The following is a 23119-nucleotide window of genomic DNA, read 5'->3' as shown; positions in this document are numbered from 1 at the left end:
CTACGCCCCTCCCGGGCGGACGCCGTCGAGCATCCCGAACCGGTACAGCAGCCACAGCAGCGGATCCTCCGCCCGGTACGGCCGGACGCCGCCCGCGCCGACGCGCCCCTCCTCCGGGACGCCGCCGAGCGCCGACAGGCCGAACAGCGCGTGGTCGGCGTACTGCTGCCCCAGGTAGGTGTCGAGCCGCCCGGCCTGCCAGTCGTGCAGGAGCGCGCGGACCTGCTCGTGCACCGCGTCCCTGTCGTCGAGGTCGAGGACGCCCTGCCCGGACCGCGACCGGTGCAGCGCCGACTGGCGCAGCAGCCCCGGCCGCAGCACGTCGATCTTGGTGAGCGCGACCGCGACCGGTACGGGCAGCGGCTCGCCCGGACGGGTGCCGTGCCGCAGCCGCAGCGCCTCGGTGACGCGCGCGATGACGTCCAGCGGCTCCCCGCCGGGGTCGTCCCCGGCCGCGCGCGGCCCCGGCACCGCGTCCAGCACGCCGGGCCGCGCGCCCGGCAGCTCCAGCGGGTCGACCAGGAAGATGATCGCGTCCGCGGCCTCCAGGTACCGCAGGTGCAGGTCGGTGGCCTCGCGGCTGCGCAGGTCCTCGCCCGCGGTGTCGAACAGCACCAGCGCCAGCGAGTCGTTGCGGGGCCGGGCGAAGCGCCCCTTCCGGGTCCGGGTCCGGGTGAGCAGGTACACCAGCGGCTCGCGGGGGCCGGTCGCGGCGCTCGGCGTCGTCGGCAGCAGCCGCCGCTCCTCCAGCAGCGGACGGGCGAAGTCGCGCTTGTACCGCTCGATCGTCCGGTCGTCGCAGGCGACCAGCGACGCGTCGAGCTCCGTCCCGACCCGGTTCATCAGCTCGTGCAGCAGGACGGCGATGTAGGTGCTCTTCCCGGCGTTCTTCGCCCCGACGAGCGCGACGATCCGGCCGGGGGAGTCGCAGTACGCCGACGGGAGCGGGTTGTGGCACTCGGGGCAGGCGCGGTTCCCGGTCGGCACCCCGCACCCGGGGCAGTCGGCCCGGCCCTTGCGCCCGGGCGCGGCGAACGCCGGCGGCAGCGACGCCCCCGCCGTCGACCCGGTGTACTCGGCCAGCCGCTCGTCCAGGACGGGGACGCAGCCCTGCCGCCGCCCGGACTGCCCCCGGCACCGGAACAGGATCCGCTGCGGCGCCACGGAGGCGAAGCAGTAGGGGCAGGTGATTCCCTGCCGGGACGGCACGCCGGGGATTCCCACCCGGGCCAGGGGTCTCGTCATCAGGGGACCTGGAGTCGGCGGACGGGGGGATCGCTCAGCTCGACGGCGTCGTCGTCGGCGAAGCAGCGCAGCCAGTACGGTCCCGACGCGGACGGCGCGCCGAGCGACAGCTCGCCCGGCACGGGCACCGCGTCCCACGTGCCGAGGGTCTCGCCGTCGGCGGCGCGCTGCGGCATCACCCGCCCGGCGCGCAGCACCAGCGACAGCCGTGCCACCCGCAGCGGGCGGGACGAGTGGAGCCGGACCGTCAGCGTCCGCCGCCACGGCGGGCCCGACCGCAGCACGTCGTAGTGGACGATCGTGCGCGCGGCGACCTCGGCGGTCGCCGGCGGGCCGGTCATCCGCGCTCCGCCCACCGTCCCGGCCGCGGCGACGGACAGCTCGACGGGCGCGTCCTCGGGGACGGGCAGCCGGATCCCGCCCTGGGTGTCGTAGGCGGCCCGGGTGACGCTCTGCGCGGCCCGGACGGGACCGTGCGCGGAGTCGCCGGACCGCGCGGCGTCTCCGGTGTCCCGCCCGATCCGGTAGGCGACGTCGACCTCCGCGACGTCGGGCGGCCAGTCGAACCCCACGTGCACGTAGGCGCCCCGCCGCTCGGCGACCAGCCGGCGCGGCGGCGGCAGGTTCACGTGCCGGTGGTAGGCGCCGATCGCGGCCGTGCCCTCCGCGACCGTCACCGCGAGGAGCCATCCCCCGGAGCCCGGCCGTACCGCGAGCCCGCCCTTCGTCTGCGCGCACGCGAGCCGCCGCGTCTCCCGCCGCACCTCCTCCAGCGGGACGAGCGCGCTGCGCGGCCACGGCGGCGGGCCCGGGCAGAGGACCAGCTCCACCGTCCCGTGCGCGGGCGGCGCGAACCGGGCCCGCACCAGGCCGGGGTCGGACGCGTCGGTCTCGGCGGTCAGCTCGAACACCGGCTCGGGCGGCGCGCTCGGCGTGGCCGACGCCCGCACCCCGTCCGTGACGACCTCGCGCCCGGCCGCGTCGAGGTAGACGGCGGCGATCCGGTAGTGGTGCGTCCGCCCGTTCGGGACGCGCTCGCGGAACCCGTCCCGGCCCGCCGCGACGTCCCGGCCGTCCCGCGCCACGACGACCCGCACCGCCTCCGCCGGGCACCGCCAGCGTCCCGTGACCTGCCCGTCCCCGGCGGTCAGCTCGACCTCCTCGGGTTCGGGCCGCACGACGACCGGCCCGGCCACCGCCGGCGGCGCGGCGGCCTCGCCCCGCACCGCGACCACCCCGTAGTACAGCGGCACGTTGACCGGGGGGCGGGCGTCCAGAGCCCCGCCGACGGCCGTGCCGTCGCGCGCGTCGCGCGGCGCCCTGCCCGCGCGCCGCACCACGTGGTGGACGACCTCGCCCCCGGTGGACGGCGAATCCTCCCAGGACAGCCGCACCGACGCGCCGTCGACGTCGAGGTGCACGGCCGGCACCGGGCGCGGCGGCAGGCGCCGCTGGTGGGCGGCGGCGCCCGGCAGGTCCCGGACGAGGCGCAGCGCGTCGGCGAGCAGGCGGTGGGCGCGGTCCGGGTCGGGCTCGGCGGACGCGGCCTCGCGCAGGCGCAGCGCGGTGCCGAGGCGGTGCCGGGCCTCGGCGGCGAGCACCTCCTCCTCGGGCGGCTCGGCGCCGGGGGAGGGGTGCGGGACCCGCGCGGCGTCGGCCAGCCCGGCCGCCGCGTGCACGTCGCCGGAGTCCAGCAGCGCCCGGAGCCGCCCCGCGAGGCCGCCGCCGCCCCGGTCGGTCTCCCGCACGACGGCGAACACCAGGCGGCGGGCGTCGCCCTGCTCGACGCCCAGCTCCTCGGCGGCGTACCGGAGCAGGGCGCGCTCGGACGCCCGCTCCCGCAGGCGCTCGCGGAGCCGGTCGGCGATGTCGAACAGCAGCAGTGCGGGCAGGTCGGCGCCCGAGCGGAGCGCGGCCAGCACGGTGTCGGCGTGCGTGGTGGTGGTGTCGCGGCTGCGGCGCGCCCACTCGGCTCCCGCCGCCGCGACCGCGTCCCCGTCCGGGCGCGGGCCGCCGCCCGGCGCGGCGAAGCCGTCCAGGACGCGCATCGGGCCGGTGAGGCGGGCGCCGAAGAGGAAGCCGGCGAGGTGGCGCCCGCCGAGGACGTCCAGCGACTCGCGCACCTTCCGGTACGCGGGATAGGGCGCGGCGGACGGCAGCGGGTCGGGCTCGCGGATCTCGACGCCGTCGGCGGCGGCGAGCTCCGCCAGCTCCCCGCCCCGCACCCCGGTGGTGCGGGCGATGGCCTCGACCTCGGCGGGCGTGGCCATCCGCAGCACCCCGGCCGCGTCGGCGAGGCGGGCGCGGGCCTCGCCGAGGCGTCGCTCGGCGCGCTCGCGGCCGCCGCGCAGCCGCGCCTCCAGCGGGCGCGGGTCGCCGCGCTCGGCGGCGGTGAACAGCGGCGCCAGCTCGCGGTGCTCGGCCTCCAGCCGGTCGATGAGCTTGCGGTACTTCAGCTGCCCGCGCGCCCGCCGCCAGCACTGCCGGACCTCCCTGACCCGCGCCGCCACGGCCGCCGCGTCCAGTCCGTCGAGCGGAGCTCGTCCGTTGAACGGCGGTGGGTGGGGGCTGGAGGACGGTCGGTCGTCCAGCGCGTAGCGGACGCGCAGGTCCTCGGGGGGCCGGTCGCCCGCGGCGCGCGCGGGTTCCAGCACCTGCCGCCGGTAGTCCTCGTCGAACGCCACGGGCGCCTCCAGGGGATCCGCGGCCCGCTCAGCTGACCTGGACCCGGGAGAGGGCCTTGCGGGAGCGCTCGACCTCCTCCTCCGACATTCCGCCGACGTCCACCTTCAGCTCCAGCCGCTCCCCGGTCTCCTTCTCCACGGCCGTGACGTTCAGCAGGCCCGAGGAGTCGAGCTCGAACGTCACCCCGATCGGCCAGCCCGACTTCTTGCCCGGCGGGACGCGGATCTCCCCGGTCGCGATCTCGGTGTTGTCGATCAGGTCGGCGGACTCCACCACGCCGGCCTGCTCCATCACCCGGATGTCGGCCGAGGCCTGGTCGTCGTAGACGGTGAAGAAGTCCTCGGTCCTGGCCGCGGGCAGCTCGTCGTTGGCGTGCACGAGGTGCGCGACGCTCTCGGCGCCGGTCTCCCGGTCGACGACCACGATCCCGAACGCGTGCGAGGCGACCGTCCTGATCTTCCGCCCGGCGATCTGCCGCTGCTGCTCGGCCGACAGGCCCGCCCGGTTCGCCATCTCCTCGGCGCGCTCGGCGGCGCCCTCCCGGACGAGCCGCCGGTAGGTCTCCTCGAAGGCGTACAGGGCGGCGCCCTTGGCGACCGCGAGGTCGGGGTCCTGCAGGCGGGGGGCGAGGCCGAGCTCGGTCTGCAGCCGCGCCGCGACGACCGGCATCTTCGTGGAGCCGCCGACGAGGACGAGGTCGTCGTAGTCCTCCACGCCCTTCTCGGCGGCGGTCGCCAGCGTCCGGCCGGTGATCTCCACGGTGCGGTCGAGGAGGTCCTTGGTCAGCTCCTCCAGCTTCTCCCGCGTCACCTCGACCGAGGCGACCCGCCCGCCGTGCATGACCCGGACGGTGTGGGACGTGCGGCTGGTGAGGGCCTTCTTGGCGTCCTCGGCGTCGCGGCGCAGCTGCTGCTCGGTCTGCCGGTCGTCCAGCGGGTCGCCCGCGTCCGGGTGCTCGGCGCGGAACCGCTCGGCCAGGTGCTCCACGAGCCGGGCGTCCCAGTCGGCGCCGCCGAGCTCGTGGTCGCCGTCGGTGCACACCACCTCGATGTGGCCTTCGCGCAGCGCGATGACCGTGGTGTCGAACGTCCCGCCGCCGAGGTCGTACACCAGGATCGTGCGGTCGCTCTCGGGGTTGAGGACGCCGTAGGTGATCGCGGCGGCGATCGGCTCGGACACGATGTCGATGACGTTCAGCCCCGCGATGCGGCCCGCCTTGCGGGTCGCGTCGCGCTCGGCCACGCCGAAGTAGGCCGGGACGGTGATGACCACGTCGCGGGTCTCCTCGCCCGTCGTGGTGCGCGCGTCCGTCGCCAGCTTCAGCAGGATGAACGCCGACACCTCCTCGGGTGTGAAGTCGATCCCGTGGATGGGGCGCGTGACGTCGCGGCCCATGTCGCGCTTGATCAGGCTGACGACGTTGTCGGGCTCCAGGACCGCGGTGTCCTTCGCGGTCTGGCCGACGACGACGTTCTCGCCGCTCTCGAAGAACACGACGGACGGCGTGGTGTCGGTGCCCTCCAGGTTCCGCTGGACCGCGGGCCGGCCCACGTCGTCGATGGAGGCAATGCAGGAGTACGTCGTTCCCAGGTCGATCCCGTAGACGGCCATGTCCCTCACCCGCTGTTCGTCGTCTGTCCGTTGTGCGCCGCCTCGCCGGCGGGCGCCGGCTCGGCGAGCCTGCCGACGCTGACCGCCGCCTTGCGCAGCACCTTCCCGCTCTGCTCGAACCCGTCGGACTGCACGGCCGTGACGGTGCCGTCCGCCACGGGGTCGTCGATGGGCGTGACCGCGACCGGGCGGTGCCGGGACGCGTCGTAGGGGGCGCCCGGCTCGACGGTGAACCGCTCGACGCCGAGCCGCGCGAGCGCGTCGGCGACGTCGTCGGCCATCGCCGCCAGCAGCACCGCCGTCCGCCGGGGGTCGGGCGCCTCGGCGAGATCGGGCGCGCCGAGCCGGTCGGCCTCGCGGCGCGCCTGGTCGTGCAGCCGGTACAGCGCCGCGCGGACGGGCTCCAGCATCGCCTGCAGCTCCCCGCGCCGCAGCCGCTGGTTCTCCTCGTGGAGCCGGTCGATGACGGCCTCGCGGTGCTCCGCGCGCTCGCGCTCGCGGTCGAGGCGGGCGGTGAGCCCGGCGAGGGCGTCCCTCACCTCGGCGTGCAGCACCGCGCTCTCGTCGCCCTCCCCGGCGTCCCCGGCACGCGCCGGTCCAGGCCCGGCACCGGAGGCTTCGCTGACTGGGGTTTCCCCGTCCCTCGACACGTAGAGTCACCTTAATGCTGGACGGCAGGAGACGTCAGGCCAACCGATGACCTCCACCGGACTCTAGTTTGACCCGTGCCCGCCGTTCCAGCACCGACTTCCGTGCCGTTTTCTTGGGACGACACGTCTGGGTAACACGGGGGAAACGGGTCTCGTCGAAGCTGGGGACCTCGCACGGAGACTGGAGGTGGCGATGTTGCTGCGGATAAGGGTGCGGCTTCCGGACCGTCCCGGGTCGCTGGGGCAGGTCGCGCGCACCCTGGGCGCGGCGGGCGCGGACGTCGTCCAGATGACGGTGCTGGAACGCGACAACGGGCGGGCGATGGACGACTTCACCGTCGCGTGGCCCGCGGGGGCCGACTCCGAGCGGCTGGCCGGGGGGCTCGGCTCGGTGCCGGGGGTGGAGGTCGTCGGGATCTGGCCGACCGCCGAGCCGCAGGGCGCCTTCCCCGACGCGGCCGTGATCGGCCAGGTCGCGGCCGTCCCGGAGCGCGGCCTGGAGATCCTCGCCGACGCCGTCCCGGCCGTCCTGAGCGCCGACTGGGCGGGCCTCGCCGAGCTGGAGGGGGAGGACGAGGCGGTCCTCGTGCACGCCAGCGCCGGCGGCGAGCCCGGCGCCGTCCTGCCGGAGCTGCGGCCGCTGCGGCCGCGGGCGTTCACGGCGCCGGACGGCACGCGCTTCGCGGTCTGCCCGCTCGCGGCGGGCGGGCTCGCGCTGGTGGTCGCCCGGACGGGCGCGCCGCCGTTCCACCGGACGGAGGTGTTCCGGCTGGAGCAGCTCGCCGGGGCGGCGAACGCCGTCCTGCACCGGGCCCGGGGCGCGGCCCCGCTCTGAGCGCCCGTGTCGCTCCGTCCTCGTGTCAGTCCAGGAGGGCGAGGACCGCGTCCAGGCCGGTGAGGCCGGCGTCGGAGCCGAGCCCCTGGGCGACGGTGGCCGCCGCGGCGGTGCCCCAGCGCGCGGCCTCCAGCACGTCCCTCCCGCGCGTCAGGCCGGTGATGAACCCGGCGCAGTAGGCGTCGCCGCAGCCGGTCGTGTCGACGACCTCGACGGGCAGCGCCGGCAGCCGGTGCGCGCCCTCGGCGGTGGCGACGAGGCTGCCCTCCCCGCCGAGCGTGACGACGACCGTGCGAGGCCCCCGCGCGAGGAGCGCGGCGGCGGCCTTCTCCGGATCGTCCTCGCCGGTCATGAGGGCGGCCTGCTCCTCGTTCGGCAGGAAGTGGTCGACGTGGGGGAGGAAGGCGGCGGCGCCGTCCAGCAGGTCGGGCATGGTGGACAGCAGGTCCATCGTCACGACGGTGCCGGCCTCGCGGGCGGCGGCGAGCGCGGCGAGGAAGGCCGGGTCGTTGAGGCCGAAGGTGACGTCGGGGCCGCCGAGGTGCACCGTGCCCGCCGCGTCCAGCAGGCCCGGCCCGACGGCGTCCGCGGTGAGGGTCAGGTTCGCGCCGGGGACGTGGAAGCTCGGGCGGCCGCCGTCCGGCCGGATCGGCAGGATCGACGCGCTGGTCTGCTCGGCCGCCCGCCGGACGAGCCCGCGCACGTCCACGCCCTCGCGCGCCATGATCGTGACCAGCAGGTCGCCGAGGTCGTCGTCTCCGATCGCGCCGACCGAGACGACGTCGTTGCCGAGGCGGGCCAGGGCGACGGCGGTCCCGGCGGCGGCGCCCGCCGCGGTCACCCGGATCCGCTCGACGACGACGGTGCCCTGGCCGTCCGGGATGCCCTCCACCGGGCGGGCGAGCACGTCCAGGATGTGCGCGCCGAGAGTGACGACGGTCATGTCCGGCCCCTTAGCGATCGTCAGGGCCGTAGCGTACGCGGTGCAGGCCACGAAATGTGAGAGGTATTCGCATGTTGCTGAGGGACGAGCGGGACGCGTTGTGCGGGATCGGCCGGCGGCTGGCGGAGACCGGGCTGGTGACGGGCGCCTCCGGCAACGTCAGCGTCCGGTCCGGCGACCTGGTCGCGGTCACGCCGGGCGGGATGATGCTCGACCGGATGGAGCCGGCCGACTGCCCGGTCGTGAACCTCGCCGGGCAGTGGGTGGACGGGGACAAGGCGCCGTCGTCCGAGACCCCCATGCACCTCGCCCTCTACGAGGCGACCCCGGCCGCGGCCATCGTGCACACGCACTCCACCTACGGCGCCGTGGTGGCGACGACCATGTCCGAGCTGCCGCCGATCCACTACAACACGCTCCTGCTCGGCGGCGTGGTGAAGGTCGCCGAGTACGCCACCTACGGGACGCCCGAACTCGCCGAGAACGTCCGGACGGCCATGGCGGGCGGCAAGCGGGCCGCGCTGATGGCCAACCACGGGGGCGTCGCGATCGGGCGCGACCTGGAGGAGGCGTACGAGAACGCGCGCCTTCTGGAGTGGCTGTGCGGCGTGTACGTCCGCGCGAAGTCGATCGGGGAGCCGCGGGTCCTGACGGAGGAGGAGCTGGCGAAGGTGGTCGAGCGGGGGCTGGCGCCGCCCGACTTCCCCCGCGTGTAACCTAACGCTTGTTAGGTCACTCTGGGAGGCCCGCCTTGCCCTTCGTCCTGGTCGACAAGCCGCGCCCGAACGTCACCCTGATCACCCTCAACCGGCCCGAGCGCATGAACGCGATGGCGTTCGACGTGATGGTCCCCTTCCGGGAGGCCCTGGAGGAGGTCAGCCGCGACAACGGGACCCGCGTCGTCGTCATCACCGGCGCCGGGCGGGGGTTCTGCTCCGGGGCCGACCTGGAGAACCCGGGGAGCATCCCGGGCATCGACGGGCTGACGCTCCCGACCATCGCGCTGCGCTCGATGGAGCTGCTGGACGACGTGGTGCGGGCGATGCGGCGCGTCCACCAGCCGGTCATCGCGGCGGTCAACGGCCCGGCGATCGGCGGCGGCCTGTGCCTGTCGCTCGCCGCCGACATCAGGCTGGGCGCGGAGACGGCCCTGTTCCGCGCGGCTGGGATCAACAACGGGCTGACCGCGAGCGAGCTCGGCCTCAGCTACCTGCTGCCGCGCGCGATCGGCGCGTCCCGCGCGTTCGAGCTGATGCTGTCCGGGCGCGACGTGGAGGCCGCCGAGGCCGAGCGCATCGGCCTGCTGTCCCGCGTCGTCCCCGGCGACAAGCTCCTGGACGCCTGCTACGAGCTGGCCGAGCGGATCGCCGGGTTCAGCCGCCCCGGCACCGAGCTGACCAAGCGGATGCTGTGGTCGAGCCTGGACGCCGCGAGCCTGGACGCCCACATGGGGCAGGAGGGCCTCGCCCAGCTGTACGTCCGCCTCACCACCCACAACTTCGAAGAAGCGATCAAGGCGCGGAGGGAGCACCGCCCCCCGGACTTCCAGGACTGACGCACAGCGGGCGGGTCCGCCGCTGGTACGACCACGCCGCGGCGCCCAGCGCCACGCCGTAGGCGGCGAACGCGCCGATCCCGCACGCCGCGACCGTCCAGCCGGGCCATCCGCTGAGGAGCCCGTCATGGGGGAGTCCGCCCAGGCCGAGGACGGGCGGCAGCAGGTAGGCGACGGAGCCGACGACACCGTAGGGTCCGAGCGTCAGGGCGCCGAGCCAGGCCGGTGCGAGCGGCAGCCAGCGCGGCACCCTCCGCCCGGCCAGCGGCGGCGCCCACCGCGGGAAGACCTGCCCCCACTCGTGCGTGAGCCCCATCAGCAGGAAGACGCCGGCGAGCGCCGACAGGGTGGTGAAGTCCAGCCCGTACCTCTCCAGCGTGAGGACCAGCCCGGACGCGCCGTTGCGCTCGAACTCGGCGACGACCTGCTCGCCCTCGATCCCCGCGAAGGAGCCCCCGAACGCCCACGTCGTCTTCATGGCGACGTAGGGCGCGAACGCGAGCGCCCCGGCATAGGCGCCCCACCGCACCGCGCGCGGCGCGGCGGAGACGGGCGGCGGGGCCGTGACGGAGCCCGTGCCCGCGTGGAAACGGCCGCACCGCGCGCACCTCCCCGCGGTGCCGCGCTGGTAGGCCAGGGCCGTCCCCGCGAGCAGGGCCGCGCCCACCGCGCACAGGGCCTCGACGCCGAATTCCGGCCAGTCGTCGACCGTCCCGTCGAAGACGAGTTGCAGCGCGTTCATGACGAAGCCGAACGTTCCCGCCCCCGCGAGCACGCACGCCGTCCAGAGCCCGGTGAGCGGCCACCACCGCGGCATCTGCCGTCCGACGCCGCGGACGCTCGACACCGCCATGATCCCGCCGACGCCGAGGAAGGCGGCGACCACCCACGCCGCCGCTCTCGCGTCCGCCAGGGGAGATCCGGTCTCCCCGCCGCCGGCCCAGTACAGGGCCACCCCTACCGCGCCCACCGACCACGCCCCGGCCGCGTACCCCGCCCAGCGCGGCCACAGCCTCCCGACCGACTCCATAGGACGAGCCTCCCGGCGACCCCGGCGCCGCGCCTCCCGCCTGGGAACGAGCGCCCTACCCCGCGTGGGGGAGGGCGTGGCAGGGTGAGGGGGTGCCCAAGCTTGCGCCGGACGAGGCGCGCCGCCTGCTGACCACCGTGCCGGTCGCGCGCCTGGCGACCGTGGGGGAGGACTCCCGGCCGCATCTCGTCCCCGTGACGTTCGCCGTCCACCGGGGCGCCGTCTACATGGCCGTCGACCACAAGCCCAAGAGCACCCGGGAGCTGCGGCGCCTCGCCGACATCCGGGCCAACCCCCGCGTCACGCTCCTGGCCGACCACTACGAGGACGACTGGGACCGCCTCTGGTGGGTCCGCGTGGACGGCCACGCGGCCGTCGTCGACGACCCCGCCCGCATGGCCGGCCCCGTCCGGCTCCTGGCGGACCGCTACCCCCAGTACCGCGACCGTCCGCCGGAGGGCCCGGTCATAGCCGTCACGATCGAGGCCTGGACGGGCTGGTCGGCGTCCTAGAGGGAGAGCTGGAAGGCCGTGACGGCCTCGGCGATCTTCTCGGGGAACTCCACGTGCGGGTGGTGGCCGGCGCCCTCCAGCAGGACGACCTCGCCGTTCAGCCTCCGGCCGACCCACTCGGCCTCGGCGGCCGGGTCGGGCCAGTCGATGTCGCCCGTGCCCATGATGACGAGCGTGGGTGCGTTCACCCGGTCGAGCCGCGCCTCGGCTTCGGCGTGGGACATGCTCAGGTAGTCGGCGATGACACTGCCGCGGCCCGGCTCCTTGAAGTTCGCCTTCAGCTCGGCCTTGTGCTCGGCGAAGTCGGCCGGGGGCTTCGGCTCCCACTTGGGGTAGTAGGACATGTAGAGCGGCAGGGCCAGGCCCGGGACCCGCATGAGGGCGGTGGTCAGCTTCTGCGCGACCCCGGCCTTGCCGTCCCGGACGAACGGCGCCGCAAGGACGAGTCCCTTCACCAGTTCGGGCGCCTCGGCGGCGACCCACACCGCTGCGGCCGCGCCGTTGGAGCATCCGTAGACCAGCGCCGGGCCCGCGTCCAGGTGCTTGAGCAGGGCCAGCAGGTCGTGGGCCAGCGGCGTGCTCCCGTACTCGGGCCACCGCGCGCTGGTCTCGCCCATCCCGCGCTGGTCGACGGTCACGACGCGGTACCCGGCGTCCAGGAGCAGCGGCCGCAGGAACCGGTACTGCGACCGCAGGTCGAGCATCGAGGGCAGGCACACGATGAGCGGGCCGTCGCCGCTGTCGTCGTACGCCAGCCGGCCGTCGGGCAGGTCGAGGAACCGGGTCTCGCTCATCGCGCACTCCTTGAATCTGTGTAGCTCTATAGCTAAGGATATTAGCTTCGGGGTGCGCGGGAGTCAAGAGCGGTGCTCTCGCGGGATCAGTCCCAGGCGTCGCCGAGCCTCGCGAGCTCGTCGGCGTACTCGATGCGGGCGGACCACTCCTCCGGCCAGGCGCCCATGCCGAGGTGCGCGCCCGCGAACGCGCCGGCCAGGCACGCGATCGAGTCGGAGTCGCCCGAGCTGGCCGCGCCGCGCCGGATCGCCCCGACCGGCTCGTCCGGGAACAGCAGGAAGCACAGCAGGCCGGTGGCGAGCGCCTCCTCGGCGACCCAGCCCGCGCCCGTGGCCTCGCAGGGGTCGGACGCCCGGTCCCCGCGCGCGACGGCCTCGTCCAGGCGGTCGAGGACGTCCAGGCACTCGTCCCAGCCCCGGGCGATGAACGCCTCCGGCGTGTCGACGCCGGGCTGCTGCCACAGGGTGCCGAGCCAGCGCTCGTGGTAGACGGCGCGCTGGTCGCGGCAGCGGGCCCGCAGCGCGGCGGGCAGGTCGGACGGGGCCATGCCGTCGGCCAGCCAGCGGACGGCGAACGCCGTCAGCTCGCTCGCCGCGAGCCCGGTCGGATGCCCGTGGGTGAGAGCGGCCTGGAGCTGCGACGCCCCGGCCCGCGTCTCGTCCGACAACCCCGGGGCCAGGCCGACCGGTGCGACGCGCATGTTGGCGCCGCACCCCTTGGACCCCGCCACGGTGGCCTTCACCCAGGGCTTCCCGGCGGCCAGGTTCCGGCACGCGTGCAGGCACGTGTTCCCGGGCGCGCGGTTGTTGTCGGGGCTGTTCAGCCAGTCGACGAAGCGCCGCCGCCACATCGGCGTGATCAGGTCGGGGGTGAACGGGGGGTTCGCCAGGGCGTCCAGCAGCGCGAGCCCGACCGCGATCGCCATCTGGGTGTCGTCGGTGACGAGGGCCGGGTCGCCGTCGAGCCGCGACGGGCCGTGCTCGCCGAACCGCCGGCGGATCTGCTTCATGGTGAGGAACTCGGTGGGCGCGCCCAGCGCGTCCCCGTACGCCAGCCCGAACATCGCCCCGCTCGCCCTTCTCATGGGCGGCATTCTTCCTTAATCCGTACAAGCACCGCGGTAACCGCCGGGGGTCATGCCGTAGCAGCGGACGAACCACCGCGTCAGATGGCTCTGGTCGGCGAAGCCGGTGCGGGCCGCGACGTCCCCGATCGCGTCGCCCCGGGCGAGCAGGCGGCGCGCGGCGCGCAGGCGGAGCTGGCGCTGGTAGTCGCTCGGCGCCATCCCGTACTCCCGCCGGAACCCCCGGTACAGCGCGAACCGGCTGCACCCCGCCGCCTCCGCCAGCGCGTCGGCGCCGATGTCGTCGGCGTAGCACTCCACGAGGCGCCGCCGGGCCCGCTCGACGAGGCCGCCGGCGGGCGCCGCGCGCAGCCGCCGCGTGGCGGCCCGGTCGACCAGCGTCCCGACGGCCGCGGTCAGCAGCTCGTCGCGCCGCAGGGCCGGCGCGCCGCCGAGCAGCGCCGCGTGCAGCCTCCGCAGGGCCCCGGCGAGGGCGGGGTCCGGCACGACGGGCGCGTCGAACAGCGGCAGCCCGGCCGGGCGCGCCGCGATGTCGGCGAGCACGTCGGAGATCAGCCCGGCGCCGATGTGGACGATGCGGTAGGTGAAGCCGAGCTCGTCGGCGGCGTGGCCGTCGTGCGGGTCGTCGGGGTTGAACGCGATGACCATCCCCGCCGCGCTCGTGTGGGCCCCGCCCCGGCACCGGAACGCCTGGTAGCCGTCCTCGGTGACGCCGAACGAGTACGTCTCGTGGCTGTGCCGGTGGTAGGCGTGCCGCTCGAAGTGGGCGTGCATCGCCTCCAGGGGGCGGTCGGGCGACCGCCAGTACCTGCTCCAGTCCACGCGCCCCAGTCTGGCGCACGAGCGTTCAAGACGGCGCGCCCGGTCCGGGGCAGGCTGGACCGCATGCGTTTCGACACCAAGATCGGGATCGTGGTCCGCGGCGACCTGGCCGCCTGGCAGCGCCTCAACGTCACCGCGTTCCTCGCGAGCGCCGTCGCGGGCGGCGCCCCCGGCGTCATCGGAGAGCCGTACGAGGACGCGTCCGGCAACACCTACCTGGCGATGTTCCGCCAGCCCGTCCTGGTCTACGAGGCCGGCGCCGAGGAGATCTCGAAGGCGCACGCCCGCGCGCTCGCCCGCGAGATGGACGTCGCCGTCTACATCGAGGACATGTTCAAGACGGGCCACGACGAGGCGAACCGCGCGACCGTCCGGGCCGTCACCGCCGAGGAGATGCCCCTGGTCGGGTTCGCCGTCCACGGCCCGAGGAACGGCGTGGACAAGGTGCTCAAGGGGCTGCGGCTGCACCCGTGAGCCCGGCGAGTGCGGCCAGGCGCTCGCGGTGCCGGTCCGGCGACCCGAACAGCTCGCGGGACGACTGCGCCCGCTTGAAGTACAGGTGCGCGTCGTGCTCCCACGTGAACCCGATGCCGCCGTGCAGCTGGATCGCCTCGCCCGCCGTGTGGAAGAAGGCCTCCGAGCAGTACGCCTGGGCGAGCGCGGCCGCGGCCGGCAGCTCGCCCGGGCTCTCGTCGGCGGCGGCCGCCGCGTTCAGCACGGCCGACCGCGCCGACTCCACCATCACGAACATGTCGGCGCACCGGTGCTTGACCGCCTGGAACGACCCGATCGGCCGCCCGAACTGGTGCCGCACCTTCGCGTACTCGACCGTCATGTCCAGGGTGCGCTGCGCACCGCCGAGCTGCTCGGCCGCCAGCGCCACCGCCGCGACGTCCAGGGCCCGCGCCAGCGCCTCCGGCCCGCCGACCCTGCGCGCGGCGGCCCCGTCCAGCTCGATCCGCGCCAGCCTCCGCGTCTGGTCGAGCGTCGGGAGGACCTGCCGGACGAGACCCGCCGCGTCCTCGACGGCGTACACCCCGACCCCGTCCCCGCCTCTGGCCGCCACGAGGACCAGGTCGGCGACGCGCCCGTCCAGGACGAAGTTCTTCGCCCCCCGCAGCACTCCGTCCTCGAACGTCGCCCGCACCGAGGCGGGGTCCCAGGACCCGCCGTCCTCGGCCACCGCGAGCGTCCCGATCACCGACCCGTCCGCGAGGCCGGCCAGCAGGTCGTGCCCGCCCTCCCCGGCCCCCAGCGCCGCCGCGGCCGTGATCGTCGCGAGGAAGGGGGAGCACACGACGGCCCGCCCCATCTCCTCGAACACCACGGCCAGCTCCCGCACGCCGAACCCGGCCCCGCCGTGCTCCTCGGCGATCGCGAGGCCCTGCAGCCCGAGCTGCTCCGCCATCAGCCGCCACACACCGGGGTCGTGGCCCTCGGCCGTCTCCATCAGCCGCCGCACCTCGGCGGCGGGGGACCGGTCGGCGAAGAAGCGCCGCAGCGCGTCCCGCAGCTCCCGCTGTTCCTCGGTGACGACGAGCTTCATCGGGCGTCCTCCCACACGTGTCCCAGGCCTACCGGGTCATCGTGCCGTGCGCCCGCCCCCCGCCTCGGGGCCCTTCCCATCCACCGGGACGGTCAGGGCGCCCAGTCGTGCGGCCCGAGCACGTAGCCCTTGCTCGTCGAGTGCAGATGGTTGATCGACACGAGGTGGCCGAGCGCGGCCCACAGATCCTCCTCGGGCGCGTCCACGAGCGCCCCGATCGTCTCGAAGTCCGCCGCCCCGCGCTCCTTGTCGATCTCCGCCACGGTCTCGTACACGACCAGCTCGAAGTCCGACAGCTCCTGCACGTCCCCACGCGGAACATCTCGCTCATCCATAGGCAGACCGTGCCCACTCGCGCCCGTTCTAAGTCCCGCGCGACGCGCGGCGCCGTACGCTGGGACTGTCGAGCTCGGCAACTACGATCTGTATGCGGAAGGTGGCGCTCTGCTCATAGACTCGTTCGCGAGGAAAGGAGCAGGGCATGACTGTGATGGTTCAAGAGCCTCTGTCGCACGAAGACGCGGACGTCGTCCTGGAAGGTTTCCTCGCCCTCGACACCCCGGAGGGCTTCCGAGCCGAGCTGATCGACGGAGAGATCGTCGTGACCCCACCCCCCCTTGGCGACCACGAGCGATGCATTGGCAAGATCATCCGCCAGGTCATCCGGTACAGCGCCATCGAGTTCGAGTGTTCCGGCAACAAGGGCCTCACGGTGCCCGGCGTTGAGGGGCAACCCGACAACCGCGTAATTCCGGACATCACATTCATATCCATAGAGAAGGACCCCTTTCAGGGGGCTGCCTCGTGGATGCCCGTGGAAGGTGACGACGCGATCGTCATGGTGGTCGAGGTGACGTCCAGTAAGCCGAAGCGGGACCGAGAGGCGAAGCGGATCGGCTACGCCCGGGCGGGAGTCCCGTTCTACCTGCTGGTAGACCGCGAGGAAGACAGGGTGAGCCTGTTCAGTGGGCCGGACGGCGGGGACTACGGGCACATGGACCAGGTGCCGTTCGGCAAGCCGCTGCCGCTGCCGGAGCCGTTCGAGATCGAGCTGGACACCTCCGAGTTCGGCTGAGTCGAGGGCGGCGGCGACCGCGGGCCACCCGGCCGCGGTCGCCGCGCCGTCTCTGCGCCTTCCGCGGCGCCGCCGCATGCGGCGGCAGGTCAGGCGGGCTGGACGCCGTCCTGCAGTTGCAGCACGGCATGGACCAGGGGCGCGAGCGCGGGCTCGGCGGCTGCCTGGTCGAGGGCCTCGCGCAGAGCCGTGTTGTGGGTGGGGCGGGCCTCCTCCAGCAGGCGCAGGCCGTCGTCGGTGACGTCGGTGTAGATGCCGCGGCGGTCGGTGGGGCACAGGTAGCGGGAGAGCAGCCCGCGGTCCTCCAACCGGGTCACCAGCCGCGTGGTGGCGCTCTGGCTGAGGACGACCGAGTCGGCGACCTGCCGCATCTGCAGGTGTCCGCCCTCGCCGTCGTGCTGGCGGCTCAGCACGTCCAGCAGTGAGTACTCGCGTGCGCTCAACCGGTGCCCGGCCTGGAGCGCGCGTTCGACCCTGCTCTCGATACGGCCGTGCAGCAGCGAGAGCGCCGACCAGCTGTGCGCCAGTGCGGTCATCGCCGGGTCGGTGGCGGTCATGAGCGGCTCCCTCGGTCGCGTCGTGCGGGCGGACGCGCCGGCAGGGCGCCCACCGCCGTGTCACGGACCTCACTATACCCGCGCTTGCCATTAGCCCGCGTATGCAATTATTGTCTACGCTCTTAGAGCGCTTGCACAACCTAGTCCGGAACCTCGGGAGGACCGCTCACCATGCCGCTCGCACTGCTGGCCCTGGCCATCGGGGCCTTCGGAATCGGCACCACGGAGTTCGTGATCATGGGGCTGCTGCCCCAGGTCGGCGCGGACCTCGGCGTGTCCGTGCCGACAGCCGGCCTCCTGGTCACCGGCTACGCCCTCGGCGTCGTGGCCGGCGCGCCGATCATGACCGTCCTCGGCACCAGGATCTCTCGCAAGAACATGCTCATGCTGCTCATGGGCCTGTTCATCCTCGGCAACCTCATCTCCGCCGCCGCCCCGGTCTTCGCCGTCATGCTGACCGGCCGGGTGGTGGCCTCGCTGGCCCACGGCGCCTTCTTCGGCATCGGCTCCGTCGTCGCCGCCGAACTCGTCGCGCCGGACAAGAAGGCCGGCGCCATCTCCATGATGTTCACCGGCCTGACCGTGGCCAACGTCGTCGGCGTGCCCCTGGGAACGTTCGTGGGCCAGAGCGCGGGCTGGCGCGTGACCTTCCTGATCGTCGCGGCCCTCGGCGTGCTCGGCCTGGCCGGCGTCGCCAGGCTCGTACCGGACGTGCCCAAGCCGGAAGGGGTACGGCTGCGGCACGAGGTGGCCGCCTTCAGGAACACCCAGGTCGTCCTGGCCATGGCCATGACGGTCCTCGGCTTCGGAGGCGTGTTCGCCGCGATCACCTACATCGCGCCGATGATGACCGAGGTCGGCGGCTTCGCGGAGTCCTCCGTCACCTGGCTGCTGGTGGTCTTCGGGCTGGGCATGGTGGCCGGGAACCTCATCGGCGGCCGTTTCGCGGACCGCAGGCTCATGCCGATGCTCTACACCGCCCTGGGCGGCCTGGCGGTGGTCCTGCTGCTGTTCACCTTCCTGGCCTCCGGCAAGGCCGCGTCGGTCGTGGCCGTCTTCCTCATCGGCCTTCTCGGCTTCGCCACCGTCCCGCCGCTGCAGAAGCGCGTCCTGGACCACGCCCACGGCGCGCCGACGCTCGCCTCCGCGGCCAACATCGGCGCCTTCAACCTGGGCAACGCCCTGGCCGCCTGGTTCGGCGGCCTGGTGATCTCCGCGGGCCTCGGCTACGCGGCGCCCAACGCCGTCGGGGCCGCCCTGGCCGCCGCCGCTCTGGTGCTGGCCGTCATCTCACACCGGCTCGAACTGCGCCAAGCCCGCACCGCCGCGGCCTCCGCCCCGGCGAACCCCGGCCCCGACGCGGCCTCCGACCGCGGCCCCACTCCCGCCGAAGGCTCCCCCCTGGGCGCCAGGGCCGACATCGGCCTCTGACCGCGTGCTTCGTCTCGCCGAAGACCTCGGCTCCGGCCGGACGGCCGGCGCCTAGCCTCCCCGCAGGGCCGCCGACGCCAGCCGGCGGAGCGCGGGAAGATCCACGGCCTCGGACAGGACCTCCTCGCCGGGGTCGTCCCTGCTCGGGGCCTCGACGTTGAGGAGCGTGCGGAACAGGCGCGGGAGCACCGTCCGGGCGAGCAGGTCCTCGGCGAGGGCCGCGGCGTCCGGGACGTCGTGCTCTGCCAGGTAGCCGGTGAGGCGCTCCTGGGTGGTGGCGAAGATGGCGTCGAAGTAGGCGCTGGAGCTGCCGGGCAGGCGCTCGGCTTCGGCGATGCAGAGCCGGCACGCCCGCACCTACCTTCCGGGCGCTGGCCGCGGCCGGTTTCATGGACAACGTGCTCCGGCAGGCCGCGACGATCAAGGAGCGGGGCCTGTTCTTCGACGTGATCTCCCCCGACCGCGAGCTGCGCCTCGTCGCCACGCGGGACATCGCGGCCGTCGCCGCCCGCCTGCTGCTCGACCCCACGTGGACCGGCCAGGAGGAGATTCCCCTGCTGGGCCCCGAGAACCTGTCCTACGACGACATGGCCGCCGTCATCTCCGAGAGTCTCGGGACCTCTGTCCGGTACGAGCAGATCTCCGCCGAGGCCCTCGCGGACCGGCTCACCGCCCGAGGCATGTCCGGCGCCATGGTCCAGAGCATGCTCGACATGCTGGCGGCCAAGGAGAACGGCCTGGACGACGCGATCGTCCGCACGCCCCGGCACGCGGTCGACACCCCGACCACCTTCCGGCAGTGGTGCGACGAAGTCCTCAACCCCGCGGTGCACGCCTGACGGGACCGCCGCCGTCAGCCGTAGCGCTTCATCTCGTGGAAGAAGCCGGGGACGGTGTTCAGCGCGCCCGACGACGCGACCTGGTCGTAGACGTACTTCGCCACGGCCAGGTCGAGGACGCCGAGGCCGAACGGGGAGAACACCACCGGCTTGTCGGCGGGCGGGGTCGTCGTGCCCGTCAGGACGTCGTACAGGGTCCCGGCGACGAAGTCGCGGTGGCCGACCCGCTGCTCGGCCAGGTGCGGGGACGTGTTCGCCTTCATGCAGTGCTCGACGTCGTCCACGACGTTGTACGACGACAGGATGATCTCAGAGGAGAGGTCGCGCAGCGACACGTGCAGGACGAGGGGGTTGTGCGCGAACCAGCCCGGGTCGGTGACGTGCGGCTCGCCCGCGACGGTCGCGAAGACGACCAGGTCGGACGAGCGGATCAGCGACTCGGCCGAGTCGTGGATCGTGGTCTCGCCCTTGTCGGCGCGCTCCAGGTAGCCCTGGAAGCCCTCGGCGTGCTCGCGCGACAGGTCGTGGACGCCGAGCTCGTCGAAGTCGAAGCCGTTGCCCGCCAGATAGGTGTGGATGTAGCGGGCGATGAGGCCGGCGCCGACGAAGCCGACCCGGCGGGGGCGCGGGCCGCGGCGGTCGGCGAGGGCCGCGGCGGCCAGCGCGGCGGACGCGGCGGTGCGGGCGGCGGAGATGATGGAGCTCTCCAGGCACGCGAACGGGTAGCCCGTCTCGGCGTCGTTGAGGATCAGCACGGCCGACGCGCGCGGGATGCCGTCCGCGACGTTGCCGGGGAAGCTGGAGATCCACTTGATTCCGTGCACGCCGACGGAGCCCTTGACCGAGGCGGGCAGGGCGATGATCCGGTCGGACGGGCGGTCGGGGAAGCGCAGGAAGTAGGAGTCGGGGTTGACCGTCAGGCCCTCGCCGTGCAGCCGGTAGGCCGCCTCGACCATCCGCGTGACCTCCGCCTCGCGTCCGGCGACGGCCTCGTGGACCTGGGCGCCGGAGACCACGGCGAACGTTGGGGCCTGCGTCATGGGCGGAACTCCGTATTCCTGTAGATGATCAGTCGCCGAGGATAGCGGCGGGGTCGCCGAAGTGTTCGCGCAGCCAGTTCTCCTCGTAGATGGAATCGAGGTAGCGTTCGCCGAGGTCGGGGGCGATGGCCACGGCCACGGGGTCCTCGCCGGGGTACTTGGCCTCCAGCCAGCGGGCGGCGCCCGACACGACGGTGCCGGTGGAGCCGCCGAACAGGAACCCTCGCGAGGCCAGCGCGTGGACGGTCCGGATCGTGTCGGTCTCGGGGACGTGCACGACGTCGTCGATGAACGACTCGTCCACCATGTCCGGCTTGCTGCTGGTGCCGAGGCCCGGCACCATCCGGCGCTCGGGGAGGCCGCCGAAGGTGACCGAGCCGACCGCGTCCACCGCCACGACCGTGACGGGCCGGCGGTGCTCGCGGAAGTAGCGGGCGCAGCCCATCAACGTGCCGGTCGTCCCGGCGCCGACGAACAGCACCTCCAGGTCGGGGAACTCGCGGTCGATCGCCGGGGCGGTCCCGCGGTAGTGCGCCAGCCAGTTGTTGCGGTTGGCGTACTGGTTCAGCCACACGTACCCGTCACCGGACGCGCACAGGTTCCGGACGTAGTCGATGCGCCCGCCGAGGTAGCCGCCGTTGGCGTCCCGGTCGGACACCACGCGCACCTCCGCGCCGAGGGCCCGCATGACCCGCATCGACGCCGGGTTGCAGCGCGGGTCGGTGACGCACACGAACCGCAGGCCGCGGCTCGCGGCGATCAGGCTGAGCGCGATCCCGAGGTTGCCCGACGACGACTCCACGATGATCGAGTCGGGGGTGAGCGCGCCGTCGCGCTCGGCCGCCTCCACCATCGCCGCGGCCGCCTTCAGCTTTACCGAACCGGCGAAGTTGAAACCCTCGCATTTGAGGTAGAGCGGGCTTTCGATGACATGCCGAAGATCGACGTAAAGGTCGTCGACGTTGAATTCCTGCGGCGAGGTTATTATCGGCACGCTGCCATCCTGAAATGAAGAAGCAATTCCCTCGTCTTCCCCCGAAGTTCGCCGCGGGCTTCACGCCAGAGCCATGGCGAGGCATCACGGTACCTGCGGGCATCTTGCCGCCGCAACCCCCTGATTACCCACCGGTAGGACAGAATGCGTGGTGCTTCTGCCGAGCCGGACTTAGGCTATGGCGGCCGCTTGTTTTTCTGTTACAGCGGAGAAGTCCTACAACACGGAGAGTAAAGATGAGTGCTCGCGGACCCGCCGTGGACCGGCTGCTGCCCCTGGCCGGGCTGCCCGCCCTGGACGTGCCCGCGGCGCAGGCGGAGCGCGCCCGCGAGCTGGCCGCGCGGCTCGGGATGCTCCGCGAGCGGGACGTCGACCTCGCCGCCCCGGTCATCGCGCGGGTGGAGTGGATCGCCGCCGAACGCGACCGCCCCGCCGTCGCCGACGAGCACCGGACGCTCTCCTACGCCGGGCTGGCCGCCGAGGCGCGCCGGCTCGCCGCGCTGCTGGAGGACGAGGGCGTCCGCCCCGGCGAGGTCGTCGGCGTGGGCGGCGGCCGCTGCGCGGGCGTCATCGCCGCGTTCCTCGCGATCGAGCTGGTCGGCGCCCTGTACGTCCCGGCCGACGAGACCTGGCCCGCCGCCCGCGTCCGCGACGTCCTCGACCGGGCCGGCGCGGCGCTGCTGATCACGGTGGGCTCGCACCGCGAACCGGCGCCGGCGCTGCTGGAGGGGGCGGCGGAGGCGGGCTGCCGCGTCGTCGCCGCCTCCCGGGCGGACGGCCTGGCCCCGTGGGCGGGGGAGCCGCGCCTGCGCGCGCTCGACCAGCCCCGGTACGTGCTGTTCACCTCGGGCTCGACGGGCCGCCCCAAGGGCGCGGTCGTCGAGCACCAGGGCATGCTCAACCACCTCTGGGCGAAGATCATCGACTTGGAGCTGACCGGCGGCGACGTGGTCGCCTTCACCGCCCCGCTGGGGTTCGACATCTCGATCTGGCAGATGCTCTGCCCGCTGCTGCTGGGCGGCCGGGTGGACGTGGTCGGCGACGAGGTGGGCCACGACCCGGTCGCGTTCGCCCGCGCGGTGGACGCGCAGGGCATCACGGTCGTCGAGCTCGTCCCGACCATGGTCAGGCACCTGCTGGACGATCTGGCGGTGTCCGGCGCGGCCCCGGCCGCGGGGGCCGGGGCCCGCCCGCTGGCGGGCCTGCGCTGGATGATCGCCACCGGCGAGGAGCTTCCGGCCGAGCTGTCCCGCCGCTGGCTGGAGGCGGTGCCGCACGCCCGGCTGCTGAACGCCTACGGCCCGACCGAGTGCTCCGACGACGTCACGCACCACACCGTGACGGCCGGCGACCTGGGCCTTCTCCGCCTGCCGATCGGCACTCCGATCGTCAACGCGCGCCTGTACGTGCTGCGGCAGGACGGTGAGGGCGGCGCGGCCGGCGGCACCTGGACGGCGTGCGACGTCGGCGAGACAGGGGAGCTGTTCGTCGGCGGCGTGGTGGTCGGCCGCGGCTATCTCGGTGACGCCGAGCGCACCCGCGAGGCGTTCTACCGGGACCCCTTCGGCGCGTCCCCGACCGGGCGCCTGTACCGGACGGGCGACGCGGTGCGGGTGCTGCCGCCCGGCGCGGGCGGGGAGGACCGCCCCACCCTGCAGTACCTGGGGCGCGTCGACCGCCAGGTCAAGATCGCCGGGGTGCGGATGGAGTTGGGCGAGATCGAGGCGGTGCTGCAGCGCCACCCGGCGGTGCGGGCCGCCGCGGTGGTGGTGCACGAGTACCCGGGCAGGTAGCGGGCCCGCCGTTCACCGAGCGTGACCGGCCTGGCCGGATCCGGTTGTCAACCTTTGTCACCCGGCGAGCGTCCGGC

Annotated in this window: 24 protein-coding genes; 9 read left to right on the top strand and 15 right to left on the bottom strand. The window is 74.2% G+C overall.

The genetic code is table 11. The features are described 5' to 3' along the window. The 4 genes from BKA00_RS14830 to grpE are packed head-to-tail and all read right to left on the bottom strand — an operon-like array spanning position 1 to position 6191. Positions 1–1245: a TRAFAC clade GTPase domain-containing protein gene (locus tag BKA00_RS14830; protein WP_185025485.1), complete on the bottom strand. Its 1245-nt coding sequence runs from the start codon at positions 1243–1245 to the stop codon at positions 1–3. After that, a complete protein-coding gene (locus BKA00_RS14825) occupies positions 1245–3929 on the bottom strand; it encodes a SaeA-related protein (RefSeq protein ID WP_185025478.1) in 2685 nt (894 codons plus the stop codon). Before BKA00_RS14825 ends, BKA00_RS14830 begins: the two co-directional genes overlap by 1 nt. Positions 3930–3957: 28 nt before the next feature. Next, positions 3958–5541 (bottom strand): Hsp70 family protein, encoded by a 1584-nt coding sequence (locus tag BKA00_RS14820; RefSeq protein WP_185025477.1) that lies wholly within the window; start codon positions 5539–5541, stop codon positions 3958–3960. A 5-nt stretch (positions 5542–5546) separates the two neighbouring features. Then, positions 5547–6191, bottom strand: coding sequence for a nucleotide exchange factor GrpE (gene grpE, locus BKA00_RS40435; RefSeq protein WP_230299266.1), 645 nt, complete (start codon positions 6189–6191; stop codon positions 5547–5549). Between the two features lie 193 nt (positions 6192–6384). On the opposite strand from grpE, the gene BKA00_RS14810 reads away from it, so the two are divergent. Beyond that, positions 6385–7026 carry an ACT domain-containing protein gene (locus BKA00_RS14810; protein ID WP_185025470.1) on the top strand — a complete coding sequence of 214 codons (642 nt, stop codon included), beginning with the start codon at positions 6385–6387 and terminating at the stop codon, positions 7024–7026. Between the two features lie 25 nt (positions 7027–7051). Here the strand turns inward: BKA00_RS14810 and BKA00_RS14805 are convergent, their stop codons facing one another. After that, entirely contained in the window at positions 7052–7969 is a 918-nt protein-coding gene (locus BKA00_RS14805; RefSeq protein ID WP_185025468.1) for a carbohydrate kinase family protein, read from the bottom strand. Between the two features lie 71 nt (positions 7970–8040). Here BKA00_RS14805 and BKA00_RS14800 point away from each other — a divergent pair, with 71 nt between their 5' ends. Both BKA00_RS14800 and BKA00_RS14795 read left to right on the top strand, forming a co-directional pair. Then, positions 8041–8685: a class II aldolase/adducin family protein gene (locus BKA00_RS14800; RefSeq protein WP_185025466.1), complete on the top strand. Its 645-nt coding sequence runs from the start codon at positions 8041–8043 to the stop codon at positions 8683–8685. Between the two features lie 35 nt (positions 8686–8720). Continuing rightward, positions 8721–9524 (top strand): enoyl-CoA hydratase, encoded by an 804-nt coding sequence (locus tag BKA00_RS14795; RefSeq protein WP_185025464.1) that lies wholly within the window; start codon positions 8721–8723, stop codon positions 9522–9524. Here the strand turns inward: BKA00_RS14795 and BKA00_RS38275 are convergent. Further along, on the bottom strand, positions 9481–10554 hold the full coding sequence (locus BKA00_RS38275) for a hypothetical protein (RefSeq protein ID WP_221493160.1): 1074 nt from the start codon (positions 10552–10554) through the stop codon (positions 9481–9483). The genes BKA00_RS14795 and BKA00_RS38275 overlap by 44 nt on opposite strands. A gap of 92 nt (positions 10555–10646) precedes the next feature. Between BKA00_RS38275 and BKA00_RS14785 the strand changes: the two genes are divergently transcribed. After that, complete coding sequence (locus tag BKA00_RS14785) at positions 10647–11066, top strand: TIGR03668 family PPOX class F420-dependent oxidoreductase (protein ID WP_185025462.1); 420 nt, start codon at positions 10647–10649, stop codon at positions 11064–11066. On the opposite strand, the gene BKA00_RS14780 is transcribed toward BKA00_RS14785, so the two are convergent. The 3 genes from BKA00_RS14780 to BKA00_RS14770 form a co-directional block, all read right to left on the bottom strand. After that, complete coding sequence (locus BKA00_RS14780; RefSeq protein WP_185025460.1) at positions 11063–11860, bottom strand: alpha/beta fold hydrolase; 798 nt, start codon at positions 11858–11860, stop codon at positions 11063–11065. The genes BKA00_RS14785 and BKA00_RS14780 overlap by 4 nt on opposite strands. An 86-nt stretch (positions 11861–11946) precedes the next feature. Continuing rightward, positions 11947–12945 carry an ADP-ribosylglycohydrolase family protein gene (locus BKA00_RS14775; protein ID WP_230299265.1) on the bottom strand — a complete coding sequence of 333 codons (999 nt, stop codon included), beginning with the start codon at positions 12943–12945 and terminating at the stop codon, positions 11947–11949. Between the two features lie 15 nt (positions 12946–12960). After that, positions 12961–13767, bottom strand: coding sequence for an AraC family ligand binding domain-containing protein (locus BKA00_RS14770; protein ID WP_230299264.1), 807 nt, complete (start codon positions 13765–13767; stop codon positions 12961–12963). Between the two features lie 63 nt (positions 13768–13830). Here BKA00_RS14770 and BKA00_RS14765 point away from each other — a divergent pair, with 63 nt between their 5' ends. Further along, on the top strand, positions 13831–14241 hold the full coding sequence (locus tag BKA00_RS14765) for a DUF2000 domain-containing protein (RefSeq protein ID WP_185025458.1): 411 nt from the start codon (positions 13831–13833) through the stop codon (positions 14239–14241). Here the strand turns inward: BKA00_RS14765 and BKA00_RS14760 are convergent. Together BKA00_RS14760 and BKA00_RS14755 are read right to left on the bottom strand one after the other, a co-directional pair. Next, positions 14216–15313, bottom strand: coding sequence for an acyl-CoA dehydrogenase family protein (locus BKA00_RS14760; protein WP_185025457.1), 1098 nt, complete (start codon positions 15311–15313; stop codon positions 14216–14218). The two genes, BKA00_RS14765 and BKA00_RS14760, sit on opposite strands and share 26 nt — an antisense overlap. Positions 15314–15405: 92 nt before the next feature. Beyond that, a complete protein-coding gene (locus tag BKA00_RS14755) occupies positions 15406–15648 on the bottom strand; it encodes a Rossmann-fold NAD(P)-binding domain-containing protein (protein WP_179836019.1) in 243 nt (80 codons plus the stop codon). Between the two features lie 146 nt (positions 15649–15794). Between BKA00_RS14755 and BKA00_RS14750 the strand changes: the two genes are divergently transcribed. Continuing rightward, positions 15795–16388: a Uma2 family endonuclease gene (locus tag BKA00_RS14750; protein ID WP_221493158.1), complete on the top strand. Its 594-nt coding sequence runs from the start codon at positions 15795–15797 to the stop codon at positions 16386–16388. Positions 16389–16477: 89 nt separating this feature from the next. On the opposite strand, the gene BKA00_RS14745 is transcribed toward BKA00_RS14750, so the two are convergent. After that, positions 16478–16945, bottom strand: coding sequence for a MarR family winged helix-turn-helix transcriptional regulator (locus BKA00_RS14745; RefSeq protein WP_185025455.1), 468 nt, complete (start codon positions 16943–16945; stop codon positions 16478–16480). A 171-nt stretch (positions 16946–17116) separates the two neighbouring features. Between BKA00_RS14745 and BKA00_RS14740 the strand changes: the two genes are divergently transcribed. Continuing rightward, positions 17117–18376 carry an MFS transporter gene (locus BKA00_RS14740; protein ID WP_185025453.1) on the top strand — a complete coding sequence of 420 codons (1260 nt, stop codon included), beginning with the start codon at positions 17117–17119 and terminating at the stop codon, positions 18374–18376. Positions 18377–18427: 51 nt separating this feature from the next. Here BKA00_RS14740 and BKA00_RS14735 read toward each other — a convergent pair whose 3' ends face one another. Next, entirely contained in the window at positions 18428–18733 is a 306-nt protein-coding gene (locus tag BKA00_RS14735) for a TetR/AcrR family transcriptional regulator C-terminal domain-containing protein (RefSeq protein WP_185025451.1), read from the bottom strand. Positions 18734–18765: 32 nt separating this feature from the next. Between BKA00_RS14735 and BKA00_RS14730 the strand changes: the two genes are divergently transcribed. Further along, positions 18766–19215, top strand: a complete 450-nt coding sequence (locus tag BKA00_RS14730) for an NmrA family NAD(P)-binding protein (RefSeq protein WP_185025450.1) — start codon at positions 18766–18768, stop codon at positions 19213–19215. Between the two features lie 14 nt (positions 19216–19229). On the opposite strand, the gene sbnB is transcribed toward BKA00_RS14730, so the two are convergent. Beyond that, positions 19230–20255, bottom strand: a complete 1026-nt coding sequence (sbnB, locus tag BKA00_RS14725; protein ID WP_185025448.1) for a 2,3-diaminopropionate biosynthesis protein SbnB — start codon at positions 20253–20255, stop codon at positions 19230–19232. Positions 20256–20283: 28 nt separating this feature from the next. Next, positions 20284–21249 carry a 2,3-diaminopropionate biosynthesis protein SbnA gene (gene sbnA / locus BKA00_RS14720; protein WP_185025445.1) on the bottom strand — a complete coding sequence of 322 codons (966 nt, stop codon included), beginning with the start codon at positions 21247–21249 and terminating at the stop codon, positions 20284–20286. A 236-nt stretch (positions 21250–21485) separates the two neighbouring features. Between sbnA and BKA00_RS14715 the strand changes: the two genes are divergently transcribed. After that, positions 21486–23042, top strand: a complete 1557-nt coding sequence (locus tag BKA00_RS14715; protein ID WP_185025443.1) for an amino acid adenylation domain-containing protein — start codon at positions 21486–21488, stop codon at positions 23040–23042. The last annotated feature ends 77 nt before the right edge of the window (positions 23043–23119 follow it).

It is taken from the genome of Actinomadura coerulea (genome assembly GCF_014208105.1).
GTDB lineage: Bacteria > Actinomycetota > Actinomycetes > Streptosporangiales > Streptosporangiaceae > Spirillospora > Spirillospora coerulea.
This window is presented reverse-complemented; position numbering and strand designations above follow the sequence as displayed.

What these genes read in the sequence shown, in the direction of transcription:
- BKA00_RS14750 (WP_221493158.1), top strand. Translation starts at nt 15,795, where the DNA reads ATGACTGTGATGGTTCAAGAGCCTCTGTCGCACGAAGACGCGGACGTC.
- BKA00_RS14810 (WP_185025470.1), top strand. Translation starts at nt 6,385, where the DNA reads ATGTTGCTGCGGATAAGGGTGCGGCTTCCGGACCGTCCCGGGTCGCTG.
- BKA00_RS14755 (WP_179836019.1), bottom strand. Translation starts at nt 15,648, where the DNA reads ATGGATGAGCGAGATGTTCCGCGTGGGGACGTGCAGGAGCTGTCGGAC.
- BKA00_RS14745 (WP_185025455.1), bottom strand. Translation starts at nt 16,945, where the DNA reads ATGACCGCCACCGACCCGGCGATGACCGCACTGGCGCACAGCTGGTCG.
- BKA00_RS14805 (WP_185025468.1), bottom strand. Translation starts at nt 7,969, where the DNA reads ATGACCGTCGTCACTCTCGGCGCGCACATCCTGGACGTGCTCGCCCGC.
- BKA00_RS14830 (WP_185025485.1), bottom strand. Translation starts at nt 1,245, where the DNA reads ATGACGAGACCCCTGGCCCGGGTGGGAATCCCCGGCGTGCCGTCCCGG.
- BKA00_RS14740 (WP_185025453.1), top strand. Translation starts at nt 17,117, where the DNA reads ATGCCGCTCGCACTGCTGGCCCTGGCCATCGGGGCCTTCGGAATCGGC.
- BKA00_RS14775 (WP_230299265.1), bottom strand. Translation starts at nt 12,945, where the DNA reads ATGAGAAGGGCGAGCGGGGCGATGTTCGGGCTGGCGTACGGGGACGCG.
- BKA00_RS14760 (WP_185025457.1), bottom strand. Translation starts at nt 15,313, where the DNA reads ATGAAGCTCGTCGTCACCGAGGAACAGCGGGAGCTGCGGGACGCGCTG.
- BKA00_RS14715 (WP_185025443.1), top strand. Translation starts at nt 21,486, where the DNA reads ATGAGTGCTCGCGGACCCGCCGTGGACCGGCTGCTGCCCCTGGCCGGG.
- BKA00_RS14765 (WP_185025458.1), top strand. Translation starts at nt 13,831, where the DNA reads ATGCGTTTCGACACCAAGATCGGGATCGTGGTCCGCGGCGACCTGGCC.
- sbnB (WP_185025448.1), bottom strand. Translation starts at nt 20,255, where the DNA reads ATGACGCAGGCCCCAACGTTCGCCGTGGTCTCCGGCGCCCAGGTCCAC.
- BKA00_RS14820 (WP_185025477.1), bottom strand. Translation starts at nt 5,541, where the DNA reads ATGGCCGTCTACGGGATCGACCTGGGAACGACGTACTCCTGCATTGCC.
- BKA00_RS14780 (WP_185025460.1), bottom strand. Translation starts at nt 11,860, where the DNA reads ATGAGCGAGACCCGGTTCCTCGACCTGCCCGACGGCCGGCTGGCGTAC.
- BKA00_RS38275 (WP_221493160.1), bottom strand. Translation starts at nt 10,554, where the DNA reads ATGGAGTCGGTCGGGAGGCTGTGGCCGCGCTGGGCGGGGTACGCGGCC.
- BKA00_RS14800 (WP_185025466.1), top strand. Translation starts at nt 8,041, where the DNA reads ATGTTGCTGAGGGACGAGCGGGACGCGTTGTGCGGGATCGGCCGGCGG.
- BKA00_RS14730 (WP_185025450.1), top strand. Translation starts at nt 18,766, where the DNA reads ATGGACAACGTGCTCCGGCAGGCCGCGACGATCAAGGAGCGGGGCCTG.